Here is a 15,276-nt window from a genome sequence, read left to right on the forward strand (position 1 = left end):
CCTGGAAGGGAGGTGGGACGGGCCTTGCGCCCTTGGCAGTTCACGGGCGCGGGGAGCCCGGGATCGGCCATCACGGCCGGATCTCGGGCTCCCCGCGGGTGAGTTGCCCCCCGGGGTGCTACGCGTCGCCCTCCAGGTCGCCCTCGGTCTCCAGGAAGGCGGTGCGCAGGGCGTCGAGCAGCTCCGGATCCGGCTCGGCCCACAGACCGCGTTCGGCGGCCTCCAGCAGGCGCTCGCTGATGCCGTGCAGCGCCCAGGGGTTGGCCGCGCCGAGGAACTCGCGGTTGGTGGGGTCGAGGACGTACTCCTGGGTGAGCCGCTCGTACATCCAGTCCGCGACCACGCCCGTGGTGGCGTCGTAGCCGAACAGGTAGTCCACGGTGGCGGCCATCTCGAAGGCGCCCTTGTAGCCGTGCCGGCGCATCGCCTCCAGCCAGCGCGGGTTGACCACGCGGGCGCGGAAGACCCGGGCGGCCTCCTCGGTCAGGGTGCGGGTGCGGACCGTCTCGGGCCGGGTCGAGTCGCCGATGTAGGCGGTCGGGGCCTTGCCGGTGAGGGCGCGGACGGTGGCCACCATGCCGCCGTGGTACTGGAAGTAGTCGTCCGAGTCCGCGATGTCGTGCTCGCGGGTGTCGGTGTTCTTGGCGGCGACGGTGATCCGCCGGTACGCGGTCTCCATCTCCTCGCGCGCCGGGCGGCCGTCCAGGTCGCGACCGTAGGCGTAGCCGCCCCACACCGTGTAGACCTCGGCCAGGTCGGCGTCGGTGCGCCAGTCGCGGCTGTCGATCAGCTGGAGCAGGCCCGCGCCGTAGGTACCCGGACGGGAGCCGAAGACCCGGACGGTCGCCTTGCGCTCGTCGCCGTGCACGGCCAGGTCGGCCTGGACGTGGGCGCGGACGAAGTTCTGCTCGTCCGCCTCCTCCTGCCGGGCGGCGAGCCGGACCGCGTCGTCCAGCAGCGCGACCACGTGCGGGAAGGCGTCCCGGAAGAAGCCGGAGATGCGCAGGGTCACGTCGATGCGCGGGCGGCCCAGCTCCTCCAGGCCGATCGCCTCCAGGCCGGTGACCCGGCGCGAGGCGTCGTCCCAGACCGGCCGGACGCCCAGCAGGGCGAAGGCCTCGGCGATGTCGTCGCCCGCCGTGCGCATCGCGCTGGTGCCCCACAGCGAGAGGCCGACCGAGGGCGGGAAGGCGCCGTCGTTGTCCGCCCGGTAGCGCTCGATCAGCGAGGCGGCCAGCGCCTGGCCGGTCTCCCAGGCGAGCTTGCTGGGGACGGCCTTCGGGTCGACCGAGTAGAAGTTGCGGCCGGTCGGCAGCACGTTGACCAGCCCGCGCAGCGGCGAGCCGGACGGGCCGGCCGGGACGAAGCCGCCGTTCAGCGCGTGCAGGACGGCGTCCAGCTCGTCGGTGGTCTGCGCCAGGCGCGGGACGACCTGGCGGGCGGCGAAGTCCAGCACCTCCCGGACCGGCTCGGGGTGGCCGGCCGCGACCTTCTCCACCGCCTCCGGCGCCCAGTCCTCGGCCTCCATCGCCTCGACCAGGGCACGCGCCCGGGCCTCGGCCGCGTCCGTGGCGCCGAGGGTGAGCGACGCCTCGTCCAGACCGAGCGCCTCGCGCAGGCCGGGCAGCGCGCTCACACCGCCCCAGATCTGCCGGGCGCGAAGGATGGCGAGCACGAGGTTGACCCGGTCCTCGCCGGCCGGCGCCTGACCGAGGACGTGCAGGCCGTCCCGGATCTGGGCGTCCTTGACCTCGCACAGCCAGCCGTCGACGTGCAGCAGGAAGTCGTCGAAGCCGTCGTCCTCCGGGCGCTCGTCCAGGCCCAGGTCGTGGTCGAGCCGGGCGGCCTGGATCAGGGTCCAGATCTGGGCGCGGATCGCGGGCAGCTTGGCCGGGTCCATCGCGGCGATGTTGGAGTGCTCGTCGAGCAGCTGCTCCAGGCGCGCGATGTCGCCGTAGGAGTCGGCCCGGGCCATCGGCGGGACCAGGTGGTCGACCAGGGTGGCGTGGGCGCGGCGCTTGGCCTGGGTGCCCTCGCCCGGGTCGTTGACCAGGAACGGGTAGACCAGCGGCAGGTCGCCGAGTACCGCGTCCGGGCCGCAGGCGGCCGACAGCGCGGCCGTCTTGCCCGGCAGCCACTCCAGATTGCCGTGCTTGCCGAGGTGGATCACGGCGTGGGCGCCGAAGCCGCCGTCCTCCTGGGACGCCGCGATCCAGCGGTAGGCGGCGAGGTAGTGGTGCGAGGGCGGCAGGTCGGGGTCGTGGTAGATGGCGACCGGGTTCTCGCCGAAGCCGCGCGGCGGCTGGATCAGCACCAGCAGGTTGCCGGAGCGGATCGCGGCCAGCACGATGTCGCCCTCCGGGTTCCGGCTGCGGTCCACGTACAGCTCACCGGGCGCCGGACCCCAGTGCTCCTCGACCCGCTCGCGCAGCTCGGCGGGCAGCTCGGCGTACCAGCGGCGGTAGTCGGCGGCCGGGATGCGGACGGGGTTGCGGGCGAGCTGGTCCTCGGTCAGCCAGTCCTGGTCGTAGCCGCCGGCCGCGATCAGGGCGTGGATGAGGGCGTCACCCTCGTGGGAGGGCTCGCTGACTCGCCCGCTCGCCTCCGGGCCCTCGTACCCGGTGCCGACGTTCCTCTCTCCGGCGCTCTCTCGTTCCTCGGTCGCTTGTCGTTCGTCGCTTTCGGCACCGGCGGGCCCTTCAGCTCGGGGCGGGGCGGTGTCCAGCCCCGGCAGTTCGTCGCCCAGGTCCATGCCCTCCTCGCGCAGCCGGTGCAGCAGGCGGACCGCGCTGGCCGGGGTGTCCAGGCCGACCGCGTTGCCGACCCTGGCGTGCTTGGTCGGGTACGCGGACAGCACCAGCGCCAACCGCCGCTCGGCGGGCGGGACATGGCGCAGCCGGGCGTGCCGGACCGCGATGCCCGCGACCCGGGCGGCGCGCTCGGGGTCGGCGGTGTAGACGGTCAGGCCGTCCTCGTCCAGCTCCTTGAAGGAGAACGGGACGGTGATCAGGCGGCCGTCGAACTCGGGCACGGCGACCTGGGTGGCGGTGTCCAGCGGGGAGAGACCGTCGTCGCTGTCCTCCCACTGGGCACGCGACCAGGTCAGGCAGAGCGCCTGCAGGATCGGACGGTCGAGCGCGGCGAGCGCACCCGCGTCCCAGGCCTCCTCGTCACCTCCCGCCTGCGCGTCGGCCGGACGGGTGCCGCCGGCGGCCAGCACGGTGGTGACGATCGCGTCGGCCCGGCCGAGTTCGGCGAGCAGTTCGGGCTCGGCGCCGCGCAGCGAGGCGCAGTACAGCGGCTTCGGGCGGCCGCCCTGGTCCTCGATCGCCTGGCACAGGGCCTCGACGAAAGCGGTGTTGCCGCTCATGTGGTGGGCGCGGTAGTAGAGCACCGCGACGACGGGGCCCTCGGTGGTCCGCGGGGTGCGCTCCAGCGGGCCCCAGGCCGGGGCCGAGGCGGGCGGGGCGAAACCGTGGCCGGTCAGCAGCACGGTGTCGGAGAGGAAGGCGCCGAGTTCGGCCAGGTTGGCCGCGCCGCCGTGCGCCAGGTAGGCGTGCGCCTCGGCGGCGATCCCGGCGGGGACGGTGGACAGCTCCATCAGCTGGGCGTCCGGCGCCTGCTCACCCGTCAGCACGACCACCGGACGCGGGCCGGCCAGCAGCGCGTCCAGGCCGTCCTGCCAGGCGCGGCGGCCGCCGAGCAGCCGGACGACCACCAGGTCGGTGCCCTCCAGCAGCGCGGGCAGGTCCTCGGCGGTCAGCCGGGCCGGGTTCCCGAGGCGGTAGCGGACCGGGCCCGCACTGGCGCGGGCGCTCAGCAGGTCGGTGTCGGAGGTGGAAAGCAGCAGGATCACGCGACGGCCCTCCCGGCCAGGTCGGCGCCCCGTGCCGAAAGGTGTGCCGCCCGCGGCCGAGCCGCTGGTTGGCGCTGTGAGAGCGCTGAGCGACAGCCTGCCGGCGATGGAGGGAGCGCAGGAGTGATGGGTGCCAGCGCCGGCTCAGCCCGCCCGTCGAGCGGGCGGGGCGCAGCAGCGCGTGCGGGCATGCGGAAGCGCACAGGTCTCAGGCCTTCCTCGGGGTCCGCGCCCCGGGCTAAGGGAGGACGGCAGGAGTTCCTGGCTCCCACGGCGGTGAACCGTGGTCACAGTGGCGGGACCGCACCGGATTTGCACCGGTTTCCTCCCCTTGGCGCCGTCGCTGGCGTGGACGGCCCACAGGACCGCCCGGGAGCATCGTACGGGGTGCGGCTGAGCTGGGGGAGTGTGATCTGTTCGGGCGGTGCATCCGGAACGGCAATCTGTATGCTCGCCGCCATGCCACCCGTACCCGACTCCGTCGCACCGGGCCCCGGTACGCCTGACCGCGGGCGTTCGGACGCCTGTCCGGGGGCCCTTCGTCTGCACACCGCCGACGACGGCGCCCTCGCCAGGATCCGCGTACCCGGCGGATCGCTGACGATCAGTCAGGCGATCGTGCTGGCCGACGCGGCCGAGGAGCTGGGCGACGGCGCACTCGAGACCACCTCGCGCGGCAACGTCCAACTGCGCGGCCTGCCTCCGGACTCCGGTCGTGAACTCGGCCGCCGCCTGCGCGACGCCGGCCTGCTGCCCTCGAAGACCCATGAGCGGGTCCGCAACATCGTCGCCTCCCCGACCGCCGGGCTGGACGGCCTCGGCCACGCCGATGTCCAGGACTGGGTGCGGGAACTCGACCGGCGGCTGTGCGCGAGTGAGAGCGCGGCCAGCCTCTCCGGCAAGTTCCTCTTCGCCCTGGACGACGGGCGCGGCGACGTCGCCGCACTGGACGCCGATGTGACATTGATCGCAACCGCAGGCGGTGGCGCCCTGCTGCGCCTCGGTCGCGCCGCCACCGCCCGCCCGGTGCCGCCCGGCGGTGCCGCCGAGCACGCGGTCCGCGCCGCCGAGGAGTTCCTGGACGCACTGCGCGCCAGCGGCGCCAAGGCCTGGCACCTGCGCGAGGTACCCGGACTGCTCGACCCGGGCGCCGAACCGCTGCCCGCGCTGCCGGCCGCCACTCCTGCCCCGGGCGCACTGCCCGGTGGACTCTCCGTGGGCCTGCGCTTCGGCCGGATGAGCGCCGCACGGTGGCGGCTGCTGGCCGCCGCCTCGGCCGGCGAGCTGCGGCTGACCCCCTGGCGCGGGATCGTCCTGCCGGGGGCGCCGGCCGACCGGCTGCCCGAGCTGGCCGCGGCCGGCTTCCGCACCGACCCCGGCTCGGCCTGGGAACGGGCCAGCGCCTGCACCGGACTGCCCGGCTGCGTCAAGTCGTGTGCCGACGTACGGGCCGATGCCGCACGGGCGTTGGACGCGGCGCGGGCCCCGGCCGGTGCCGGTCAACTGCCCGTGCACTGGTCCGGCTGCGAGCGGCGCTGCGGGCATCCGGCGGGGGAGTGGGTGGACGTCCTGGCCACCGGGCAGGGCTACCGGGTGACCCGCGTCGGTCCCGGGGTCGAGGCCCCGGGGTCGGGAGTGTCAGTGGATGTGTCGACGGAACAGATGGCGGAGGCGGTAGCCGAAGCCCGGAGGACCAAGTGATCGAGTACGAGAAGGACGGCGCGGCCATCTACCGCCAGTCCTTTGCCACCATCCGGGCCGAGGCCGAACTGGCCCACCTGCCCGCCGACGTGGCGCAGGTCGCCGTGCGGATGATCCACGCGTGCGGTATGACCGACCTGGTCGACGACCTGCTCTGGTCGCCCGGCGTGGTCGCGAGCGCGCGCGCCGCGCTGCGCGCCGGTGCGCCGATCCTGTGCGACGTTTCGATGGTCGCGAGCGGGGTGACCCGCAAGCGGCTGCCCGCCGACAACGAGGTGATCTGCACCCTCTCCGACCCCTCGGTGCCCGAGCTGGCCAAGAAGACGGGCAACACCCGCAGCGCCGCCGCGATGGAGCTCTGGCTGCCCCGGCTGGAGGGCGCGGTGGTCGCCGTCGGCAACGCGCCGACCTCGCTGTTCCGGCTGCTGGAGATGGTCGAGGCCGGTGCGCCGCGCCCGGCCGCCGTGATCGGTGTGCCGGTCGGCTTCATCGGTGCCGCCGAGTCCAAGGAGGCGCTGGCCGCACACCCGTCCGGCCTGGAGCACCTGGTGGTACGCGGCCGGCGCGGCGGTAGTGCGATCGCCGCGGCAGCCATCAACGCGATTGCGAGTGAGGAAGAGTGACGGCACGTCAGGAGAACGGGACCGGGCGGCTGTACGGTGTCGGCCTCGGCCCCGGCGACCCGGAGCTGGTGACCGTCAGAGCCGCCGCGCTGATCGGCCGGGCGGACGTGGTGGCCTACCACAGCGCCCGGCACGGCCGTTCCATCGCCCGCTCGATAGCCGAGCCCTACCTGCGCGGCGACCAGATCGAGGAGCAACTGGTCTACCCGGTCACGGTCGAGTCCACCGACCACCCCGGCGGCTACCGGGGCGCACTGGACGACTTCTACGAGGAGGCCGCCGCCCGGCTGGCCGCCCACCTGGACGCGGGCCGGACCGTCGTCGTACTGGCCGAGGGCGACCCGCTGTTCTACGGCTCGTACCAGCACATGCACAAGCGGCTGGCACACCGCTACCCCACCGAGGTGGTGCCCGGGGTGACCTCGGTGAGCGCCGCCGCCGCACGGCTGGGCACGCCGCTGGTCGAGGCCGACGAGGTGCTGACCATCCTGCCCGGCACCCTCCCCGAGGAGGAGCTGACCGCGCGTCTGGCCGCCACCGACTCCGCCGTGGTGATGAAGCTGGGCCGCACCTTCCCGACCGTACGGCGGGCACTGGAGCGGTCCGGCCGGCTGGCCGAGGCCCGTTACGTCGAGCGGGCCACCATGGCAGGGGAGCGCACCGCGCCGTTGGACGAGGTCGAGGCCGAGACGGTCCCGTACTTCTCGGTCGCCGTGCTGCCCAGCAGGATCGGGCGTACGCCCGCCGAGGCCGAGCCCGCCGAGGCCAGGCAACCTGTCGAGTCCGGGAAGGCCGCCGAGGACGCGGGCGAGGTCGTGGTGGTCGGTCTCGGACCGGCCGGGCCGCTCTGGCTGACCCCCGAGGCGCGCGGTGAACTCGCCGCCGCCACCGACCTGGTGGGCTACACCACCTACCTCGACCGGGTGCCGGTGCGAAGTGGCCAGCGGCGGCACGGCTCGGACAACAAGGTCGAGGCCGAGCGCGCCGAGTTCGCCCTGGACCTGGCCCGGCGCGGACACCGGGTGGCCGTGGTCTCCTCCGGCGACCCGGGCGTCTTCGCGATGGCCACCGCCGTACTGGAGGCCGCCTGCGAGGAGCCGTACCGCTCGGTCCCGGTGCGGATCGTGCCGGGGATGACGGCCGCGCACGCCGCCGCCTCCCGGGCCGGCGCCCCGCTCGGCCACGACTACGCGGTGGTCTCGCTCTCCGACCGGCTCAAGCCCTGGGAGGCGGTGGCCGGGCGGCTGCGCGCCGCCGCCGAGGCCGACCTCGTCCTCGCCCTCTACAACCCCGGTTCGCAGAGCCGCACCACCCAGGTCGGCCTGGCCCGCGACCTGCTGCTGGAACACCGCGCCCCCGACACCCCCGTGGTGATGGCCCGCGACGTGGGCGGCCCGACCGAGCGGGTGCGGACCGTCCGGCTCGCCGACCTCGACCCCTCCCAGGTCGACATGCGGACCATCCTGCTGGTCGGCTCCTCGCAGACCCGGGCGGTCCGGCGGGACGACGGCACCGAGGTGGTCTGGACCCCGCGCCGCTACCCGTCGGCCTGAGATGCCTGGGCGGAGCGCCGGGCCGTCCCCCGGCGCTCCGCCCGAACACCGTTCGGGCCGGGTATGCCCGCCGGCCTGCCCTGGTTCGCCTGTGTCCCGGCCCGTTCGTGCATCTGATAACCAGTCGGATCACCGGAGGCCGGGCGCTAGCATCCCGACCCATGACGACCAGAACCGACACCGCCGCGATACTCGACAGCGCCCTCGCCCGGATCACCGCCGGGTACGTCTTCCCCGAGCGCACCGCCGCCATCGAGACCACGATCCGGGGACACCTCGCCGCCGGGGCCTACGAAGGTCTTGCGGCACCCGAGTTGTGCGCGGCGGTCACCGCACACCTCCAGGAGGCCTGCCCCGACCAGCACCTGCGGCTGCTCCACCACCCGGAACCTCAGTCGATGGAGGAGGAGCCCGAGGAAGTCGCCCGGGCGGGCTTCGAGGCCAGGTGCGTGGCGGCCAACTTCGGTGTCGAGCGGGTCGAGCGGCTCGACGGCAACATCGGCTACCTGGACCTGCGCCTGATCGCGGACCCCGCCACGGCCGCCCGCACCTTCGCAGCCGCCATGGAGCTCCTCGCCCGAACCGAGGCCCTGGTCCTGGATCTCCGGAAGAACTCCGGCGGCCTGCCCGAGGGCGTCGCCCTGTGGTGCAGCTACCTCTTCCCGGACGGCGAGACCCACCTCAACGACGTCTACGACCGCGCCACCGGATCCACCCGCCAGTACTGGACCTCCACCCACCTGCCGGCCCCGCGCTACCTCGACCGACCGGTCTACGTACTGACCAGCGCTTCCACCTTCTCCGGCGGCGAGGAACTCGCCTACAACCTGCAGGCCAACAAGCGTGCCACCCTGGTCGGCGAGACCACCCGCGGCGGTGCCCACCCCACCGCCCGGATCGCCGTCACCCCGCACATCACCGTCACCGTGCCGACCGCCCGCGCGATCAACCCGGTCACCGGCACCAACTGGGAGGGCGTGGGCGTCATCCCGGACATCGCCGTCCCCGCCGACCGGGCGCTGGACGTCGCCGTCGAGGACGCGCTGCGTACCATCGCCGCCGGGTAGGACCCCCTCGGGGCCGTCCCGCCGGCGATGGTCTCCGGCGGGACGGCCCGGTCGCGGGCTCGGTGCGGTTCAGTTGAGCCGGTACTCGAACCAGATCCGGTGCGTGCCGTCGGCCTCGACCACCAGCCCGCCCGCGCCGGAGATGCCGGCCAGCTCGCCGGTGCCGCTCGACGGCACGATGGTGAAGAACTCGGCGCTGCGGTTGCTGCCGGAAGTCGACGCCGAATGCGCGAAGTTGAAGGTGCCGGCCCGGCCGTGCAGCGAACCCTTGAACGACTCCATCGCGAGATAGGTGCCGATCCCGGCGGCATGGTCGAACGCGGCGGTGAACAGGGTCGCGGAGTGGCCGACGACCTCGCCCTCGTAGTGCTTCTCCATTGTCGCGACACTCGCCGGGGTTCCGGTGGACACGGCCAGGGACGGTGCCAGCTCGGCCGGGGCGAAGTTCTTTACGGTGAACGTTCCGTCAGCTCTCATGAACTGATCGTATCGGCCGGGGCCGCCCCGGAGCGGTAAGTCGGCGCTCAGCGTGGGCGGTTCGCGGGTCTCCCGTCCTGAGCCCCGTGGTGGGGCGCTCAGGACGGGAGACCCGCCAGCCAGGTGAGGGCGCCCGGGACGTCCGGCGCGGCCCGCACGCCCCGGGGGAGTTCCGGGCGGCGGACGATCACGACCGGGATGCCCAGTTCGCGGGCGGCCGTCAGTTTCGGGGCGGTGGCCGCGCCGCCGCTGTCCTTGGTGACCAGGACGTCGATCCGGTGCTCGCGGCAGACGGCCCGTTCGCCGTCCAGGGTGAACGGGCCCCGGTCCAGCAGGACTTCGGTCCGCGGGGGCATCGGCGCCTCGGGGGCGTCCACCGAACGGGCGAGGAAGAAGTGGTCGGCGAGGTGCGCGAAGGCGGCCAGCCCCTGGCGCCCGGTGGTCAGGAACACCCGGCGGCCGAGGCCCGGCAGCGCGTCGGCCGCCTCGGCCAGCGAGTCCACCGGATGCCAGCGATCCCCCGTAACCGGCACCCAGCTGGGACGACGCAGGGCGAGCAGGGGAACATGTACCTCGGCGGCTGCCTCGGCCGCATTGCGGCTGATGGTTCCGGCGAAGGGATGGGTGGCGTCGATGAGCGCGTCCACGCGCTGCTCGCGCAGCCAGGCGGCGAGCCCGGACGGCCCGCCGAACCCGCCGATCCGCACCTGCCCGGCGGGCAGCCGGGGCTCGGCCACCCGGCCCGCCAGCGAACTGGTCACCCGCAGCGACGGATCGGCGTCCAGCCGCTCGGCCAGCCGCCGGGCCTCCGTGGTGCCGCCGAGGATCAGGACGTGCCGCACAGACATGGGAACTCCAGGGGACGTACGTGGCTGAGACGGGAGGCCGGGCCGCACAGCTGAAGAGCAGCGGGCTGCGGCACGGGTGGACGACGGGCGCGTGCGCGACGGCGGCGACCGCCGCAGCGTACACGGCACTGCTGACCGGGGACTTCCCCGACCCGGTGACGATCACGCTGCCCAAGGGCCAGCAGCCGGCCTTCTCCCTCGCGGACGAGAAACTGACTGAGCGTCATGAGGGTGTCCGCGTCCAGGCGATGGCCGGGGTGGTGAAGGACGCGGGGGACGACCCGGACGTCACCCATGGCGCGCTGATCCGCTCCACCGTCCGGCCCGCGCCGCCCGGCAGCGGGGTGGTGTTCCGGGCCGGACCGGGCGTCGGCACCGTGACCAAGGCCGGACTGCCGCTGCCCGTCGGCGAACCCGCGATCAACCCCGTGCCCCGGCAGATGATGCGGGACACCGTCGCCGAGATCACCGCCCGGTACGGCGGCAGCGGGGACGTGGAGGTGGAGATCTCCGTCGACAACGGCGAGGAGATCGCCCGCTCCACCTGGAACCCCCGGCTCGGCATCCTCGGCGGCCTGTCCATCCTCGGTACCACCGGCATCGTGGTGCCCTACTCCTGCTCCGCCTGGATCGACTCCATCCGGCGCGGGGTGGACGTCGCCCGCGCCGCCGGGCGCGCCCATGTCGCCGGGTGCACCGGATCGACCTCCGAGCGGGTCGCCGTGGCCGTGCACCAGCTGCCCGAGGACGCCCTGCTCGACATGGGCGACTTCGCCGGGGCGGTGCTCAAGTACCTCAAGCGCCACCCCGTCCCCAGACTGACGGTCGCCGGAGGCTTCGCCAAACTCTCCAAACTCGCCGCCGGCCACCTCGACCTGCACTCGGCCCGCTCCCAGGTCGACAAGGGCTACCTGGCCGAACTGGCCCAGCGAGGCGGCGCGGACCCGGCGCTGACCGCCGCCGTCGCTGCCGCCAACACCGGCCTCGAAGCCGTCCAGCTCTGCTCGGCCGCCGGCGTCCCGCTCGGCGACCTGGTCGCCGAGGCCGCCCGCACCACCGCCCTCGGCGTCCTGACCGGCTCACCGGTCGCCGTCGACGTCATCTGCATCGACCGCGCCGGCACCATCGTCGGCCGGGCCGCACCGGCGGGCCCGGGGGGCCGGTAGGAGGCGGAGAGCGCCGCTGTGAGACGTTCTGTTTGGTGAACGGGATGCCGTGGCCGGTGTCGAGGCCGTTCCAACTGGTCGGGGCGCTGCTTATGTTGGGCGCGTCGCGCCGACCGTCCCGCGCGTCGATATTCAGGACACTGACGTGGGCGGCAGGGCTACGCTGACCTGATGATCGAAGACGGCGCCACTGACAGGGGCAGTGTGACCACGGTGCGGCGGATCGGCGAGACGATCCGCCGGCCGGTCGGTGAGTGGACGCCTGCGGTGCACGCCTTGTTGACCCACCTGGAAGCGGTGGGTTTCACGCGGGCTCCGCGAGCCCTCGGCACCGACGGCACTGATGAGGTGCTGTCGCTGCTGCATGGCGAACCCGCCTTTGCGCCCTGGCCGTCGGCTCTGCGGTCGACCGTCGGGATCAGCGAGCTGGGGCGCTGGTTGCGCGAGTACCACGACGCTGTCCGGGACTTCCAGCCGCCGCCCGGCGCACGATGGCAGGGCCAGGAGGAGGAATGGAGGCCCGGCATGGTCATTCGGCACGGCGACCTCGGCCCGTGGAACTCCGTCTGGAACGGCGACCGACTGGCCGGTTTCATCGACTGGGACTTCGCAGCGCCCGGCCATGCGCTCGACGATCTCGCGCAGCTCGCCTGGTACGCCGTGCCCCTGCGTCCCATCGAGCAGCAGCGGAGAGCATCGATCGCGGGTGAGCACATCCTGCAAAGTCGTTTCGATGCCCTTTGCACCGCCTACGGGGCATGCCCGGCAGCAGTTCTCGATGCACTGGATTCCGTCCAGTCCCGCGAAGCCGCGCGCATCGAACGGCTCGGCCGGCGCGGCGACGAGCCGTGGGCGATGTTTCTCGCCCGCGGCGATGTGGCCGAGATGCTGGCCGAGCAATCCTGGCTCCGATCGGAACGCACGGCTCTCCTCGGTGGTTTCGGCGGCTGAGCACGCCCGTCACAGTTGCCCCCGACCGGGACGATTCTGGGCCGCCACGGCAGCGCAGTCCTCGACCGGAGCATCGGGACTCGCCCCAGGCGCCGAAGGTTCGCCCAGGCAGACACCCCCGTTGAACCCCTGGCGGGGCCCCTGCGAAACCTACTCGTGCCGGTTGACTACGGCCCGTCTCTCGATGCTTCGAGAGGCGGGCCGCGCTGCAGAGCCGCCGGGGGCGGCTCTGCATCAGGGGGCGATCAGGTTGCGGACTGCGTCGCTGACTTCGGGGAGCTCGGTGGGGAGTGCCCACTGGTGGGCGTCGTGTTCGGTGAGGACGACCGGTTCGGTCTTCTCCACGGTGACGGCGAAGTTGAACTGGCGGGTCGTGCCGCCGCGGCTGTTCTGGTAGTCGAAGTGCCCGACGTAGCTCGTGACCTGGTCGATGGTCAGGCCGGTTTCCTCGGCGGTCTCCCGGTGGAGGGCGTCCAGGATGGTCTCGCCGGCTTCGACTGTTCCGGAGGGGATCTCCCACATCCCGCCCATGTAGTCGTCGGGGTTGCGCCGTACGAGCAGGACCCGGTCGTCGTGGTTGATCACGGCGGCGGCGACGAAGCCGGTGATGCCGGAGGCTTCGGCGTCGACGGCCAGGCCGGCCACGAACTCGGGGGAGGTGACGGTCACTGCAGCTCCTTGTGATGGTCGCTGATCTTGGTGGCCGCACGGACGTACTGCTCGGCCACTTCCAGATCCTGCTCACGATGCCAGACCGGGAGCTTGATCGTGTGGGCGTGGGCGTGCTCGGCGACGGGGAAGTCCCCGGGCTTGTAGCGGCGGTGGGAGTGTGGGTGGCCGGGAAAGAGCGTGCTGGGCTGCTGGTACAGCGGGAGCTGGTTCATGGGGCAGGTGGAGCCGGGCCGGTCGAACTCGGTGGCGCCCTCGGCGATCAGCGCCTGGTGGAAGCGCTCGATCGGCAGGCCGTTGAGCTCGTCGGGCCGGCAGGTGAGCGTCAGCCCGTACCAGGACGGGATCACCCCGTCGGGCATCTCGGTGACCTCCAGGCCGGGTATCCGGGCGAGTTGGCTGGTGAGGTAGCGGGCGATCTCGGCCCGGCCGGCGAGGTAGTTGTCGAGGCGGGCGAGCTGGTCGTGGGCGATGGCGGCGGCGAGGGGGTGGATGCGGAGCTTGAGTCCGGCCCCGGTGACCGCGTACCGCGCGAGCGGATGGCCTTCCGGGATCTCGGTCTTGGCGCGCTTGTTGTAGTGCGCGAGCGTGATGAGGCGGTGGTAGGTGTCGTCGTCGTCCGTGAGGACGAAGCCGCCTTCGCCGCCGGACAGCGGCTTGGGGCCGTTGAGGGAGAAGGCCGAGGCGAGGCCGAAGGTGCCGACCTTCTGCCCGTTGATGCTGGCGCCGTGGGCGTGGGAGCCGTCCTCCAGCACGACCAGGTTGTGGCCGTTCGCGGCGGCGACGATGTCGGTCATGTCGGCGGGCTTGCCCCACAGGTGGGTGACCATGATGGCCCGGGTGCGGGGGGTGATCAGCTCCTCGATGCGGTTCGGGTCGAGGTTGCCGTCCGGCCGGGTCTCGCACAGCACCGGCACCGCGCGGAGGTGGAAGAGCGGGGAGGCGGTGGCGTGGAAGGTCCAGGCCGGGACGATGACCTCGTCGCCGGGCTTGATCCTCGCGGCCCAGTAGGTGGCGTGCAAGGCGGCGGTGCCGGAGCTGGTGGTGACCGCGTGCCGGACGCCGAAGTAATCCTGCAGACCGTCCTCCAACTCGGCGACGATGCCGGACCGGCCGGGGATGGAGATCGACTCCTCCAGCTGGGCGGCGACCTTGGCGTGGGTGGTGTCGTCGATCGGCGGCCAGCTGAAGTGCGGGCCCGGGGCGGTGACGGCGGGCTTGCCGCCGAGCAGGGCGAGGGGGCTGGTCACAGCATCTCCTTCGGGTCGATGTAGCGCCCCGCTGCTTTGGACTGGTAGCAGGAGGCGATGAACGCGGCGTGCGCGAGGTGCTGGTCGGGACCGGAGGTGTTGGGCCGTTCGCCGTCCAGGACCCGGCAGAAGTAGTCGATCTGCGCGGTCGCGGCCGAGGCCGGGGCGTGGGGGCGGGTGAGCTCCTCCACCACGGTGCCGTGCAGGTCGAGCCGCTGGACCTGGCCCTCGGTCAGCAGCACCGAGCCGCGGGTGCCGACCACGTAAAGGCGCTCGGTCTTGGGGGCCACCCACCTTGACAGCAGTACCGAGCCGTACAGGTCGGTTTCGTAGCCGAGTTGGATGACGGCGGTGTCCTCCGCGTCGTATCCGCCGCCGGGGACGGCGATGGTGGAGAACTCGGCGATGACCCGGGTGGGCAGTCCGAAGTACCACAGCAGCAGGTCGATGAGGTGGTAGCCCATGTCGATGATGCAACCGCCGCCGGCCTGCCGGATGTCCCCGCGCCAGCCGGCGCCGGGGTCGTCGGTGTGGAAGGTGTACTGGCCGTCGATGAGGAACGGGGTGCCGATCTGGTCCAGCATCCCGGCGACGCTCGCGTGGATCGGGTTGAAGCGCCGCTGGAGGGCGACCATCAGCTCGACCTGCCCGGCCCGGCACACCTGGGCGAGATCCCGGGCCTCCCACACGGATGTGGCGAACGGCTTCTCCTTGAGGACGTGGACGCCTCGGGCGGCGCACTCCTGGACGACCTCCCGGCCGGCGTGGTGCGGGACGGCGACGACCACGAAGTCCGGGGCCACGGCGTCCAGCAGCTCACCGGCGCGGGTGAATCCCGGGACCTGGAGCTGTTCCTGCCGCTGCCGCAGGATGTCGGGGTTGGTGTCGCAGATCGCGACGAGCTCGGCCCTGCTGGATGCGAGCAGGCCGGGCAGGTGGTCTTCGATCGCCTGGTGGCCGAGGCCGATGACCGCAGCGCGTCGTTTCATGCGCGGACTCCTTCCGCTTCGTGAAGGAACATGTCGGTGCACGACGAGTAGAGCCCAACTCTTGGTCACCATCCAGGCGCTGTCTGTAGTCCCGAGGTTGTCCCGCTATCGCCCGCAGTAGGCTCA

Annotated in this window: 12 protein-coding genes and 1 riboswitch; of the genes, 6 read left to right on the top strand and 6 right to left on the bottom strand. The window is 73.0% G+C overall.

Annotated features, from left to right (window positions below; genetic code table 11):
- Positions 1 to 118: 118 nt before the first annotated feature.
- Entirely contained in the window at positions 119 to 3,856 is a 3,738-nt protein-coding gene (cobN, locus tag ACZ5ON_RS16245) for a cobaltochelatase subunit CobN (protein WP_465591958.1), read from the bottom strand.
- A 233-nt stretch (positions 3,857 to 4,089) separates the two neighbouring features.
- Positions 4,090 to 4,241: riboswitch (cobalamin riboswitch) on the bottom strand.
- Positions 4,242 to 4,315: 74 nt separating this feature from the next.
- Here cobN and ACZ5ON_RS16250 point away from each other — a divergent pair.
- The 4 genes from ACZ5ON_RS16250 (at position 4,316) to ACZ5ON_RS16265 (ending at position 8,800) form a co-directional block, all read left to right on the top strand.
- On the top strand, positions 4,316 to 5,557 hold the full coding sequence (locus ACZ5ON_RS16250) for a cobalamin biosynthesis protein CobG (protein WP_465591961.1): 1,242 nt from the start codon (positions 4,316 to 4,318) through the stop codon (positions 5,555 to 5,557).
- Positions 5,554 to 6,180, top strand: coding sequence for a precorrin-8X methylmutase (locus tag ACZ5ON_RS16255; protein ID WP_465591964.1), 627 nt, complete (start codon positions 5,554 to 5,556; stop codon positions 6,178 to 6,180). Before ACZ5ON_RS16250 ends, ACZ5ON_RS16255 begins: the two co-directional genes overlap by 4 nt.
- Positions 6,177 to 7,733, top strand: a complete 1,557-nt coding sequence (locus ACZ5ON_RS16260) for a precorrin-2 C(20)-methyltransferase (protein WP_465591967.1) — start codon at positions 6,177 to 6,179, stop codon at positions 7,731 to 7,733. The genes ACZ5ON_RS16255 and ACZ5ON_RS16260 overlap by 4 nt, the downstream gene beginning before the upstream one ends.
- Before the next feature lie 161 nt (positions 7,734 to 7,894).
- Positions 7,895 to 8,800, top strand: a complete 906-nt coding sequence (locus ACZ5ON_RS16265) for a S41 family peptidase (protein ID WP_465591970.1) — start codon at positions 7,895 to 7,897, stop codon at positions 8,798 to 8,800.
- 69 nt (positions 8,801 to 8,869) lie between these two features.
- Here ACZ5ON_RS16265 and ACZ5ON_RS16270 read toward each other — a convergent pair whose 3' ends face one another.
- Positions 8,870 to 9,277, bottom strand: a complete 408-nt coding sequence (locus tag ACZ5ON_RS16270) for a DUF3224 domain-containing protein (RefSeq protein WP_465591973.1) — start codon at positions 9,275 to 9,277, stop codon at positions 8,870 to 8,872.
- 98 nt (positions 9,278 to 9,375) lie between these two features.
- Positions 9,376 to 10,125: a cobalt-precorrin-6A reductase gene (locus ACZ5ON_RS16275; protein WP_465591976.1), complete on the bottom strand. Its 750-nt coding sequence runs from the start codon at positions 10,123 to 10,125 to the stop codon at positions 9,376 to 9,378.
- A gap of 20 nt (positions 10,126 to 10,145) precedes the next feature.
- Between ACZ5ON_RS16275 and ACZ5ON_RS16280 the strand changes: the two genes are divergently transcribed.
- Both ACZ5ON_RS16280 and ACZ5ON_RS16285 read left to right on the top strand, forming a co-directional pair.
- Positions 10,146 to 11,291: a cobalt-precorrin-5B (C(1))-methyltransferase gene (locus tag ACZ5ON_RS16280; RefSeq protein WP_465591979.1), complete on the top strand. Its 1,146-nt coding sequence runs from the start codon at positions 10,146 to 10,148 to the stop codon at positions 11,289 to 11,291.
- Between the two features lie 171 nt (positions 11,292 to 11,462).
- The gene (locus ACZ5ON_RS16285; RefSeq protein WP_465591982.1) at positions 11,463 to 12,242 is read left to right on the top strand and encodes a phosphotransferase; all 780 of its coding nucleotides are present in this window, start codon (positions 11,463 to 11,465) and stop codon (positions 12,240 to 12,242) included.
- Positions 12,243 to 12,476: 234 nt separating this feature from the next.
- On the opposite strand, the gene ACZ5ON_RS16290 is transcribed toward ACZ5ON_RS16285, so the two are convergent.
- Genes ACZ5ON_RS16290 through ACZ5ON_RS16300 form a run of 3 tightly spaced genes read right to left on the bottom strand, consistent with a single transcriptional unit; the run spans position 12,477 to position 15,150 of the window.
- Complete coding sequence (locus ACZ5ON_RS16290) at positions 12,477 to 12,911, bottom strand: NUDIX hydrolase (RefSeq protein ID WP_465591985.1); 435 nt, start codon at positions 12,909 to 12,911, stop codon at positions 12,477 to 12,479.
- Positions 12,908 to 14,161: a DegT/DnrJ/EryC1/StrS family aminotransferase gene (locus tag ACZ5ON_RS16295; protein ID WP_465591988.1), complete on the bottom strand. Its 1,254-nt coding sequence runs from the start codon at positions 14,159 to 14,161 to the stop codon at positions 12,908 to 12,910. Before ACZ5ON_RS16295 ends, ACZ5ON_RS16290 begins: the two co-directional genes overlap by 4 nt.
- Positions 14,158 to 15,150, bottom strand: a complete 993-nt coding sequence (locus tag ACZ5ON_RS16300) for a Gfo/Idh/MocA family protein (RefSeq protein WP_465591991.1) — start codon at positions 15,148 to 15,150, stop codon at positions 14,158 to 14,160. Before ACZ5ON_RS16300 ends, ACZ5ON_RS16295 begins: the two co-directional genes overlap by 4 nt.
- Positions 15,151 to 15,276 lie beyond the last annotated feature (126 nt).

This window comes from Kitasatospora sp. NPDC032150 (assembly GCF_055579945.1).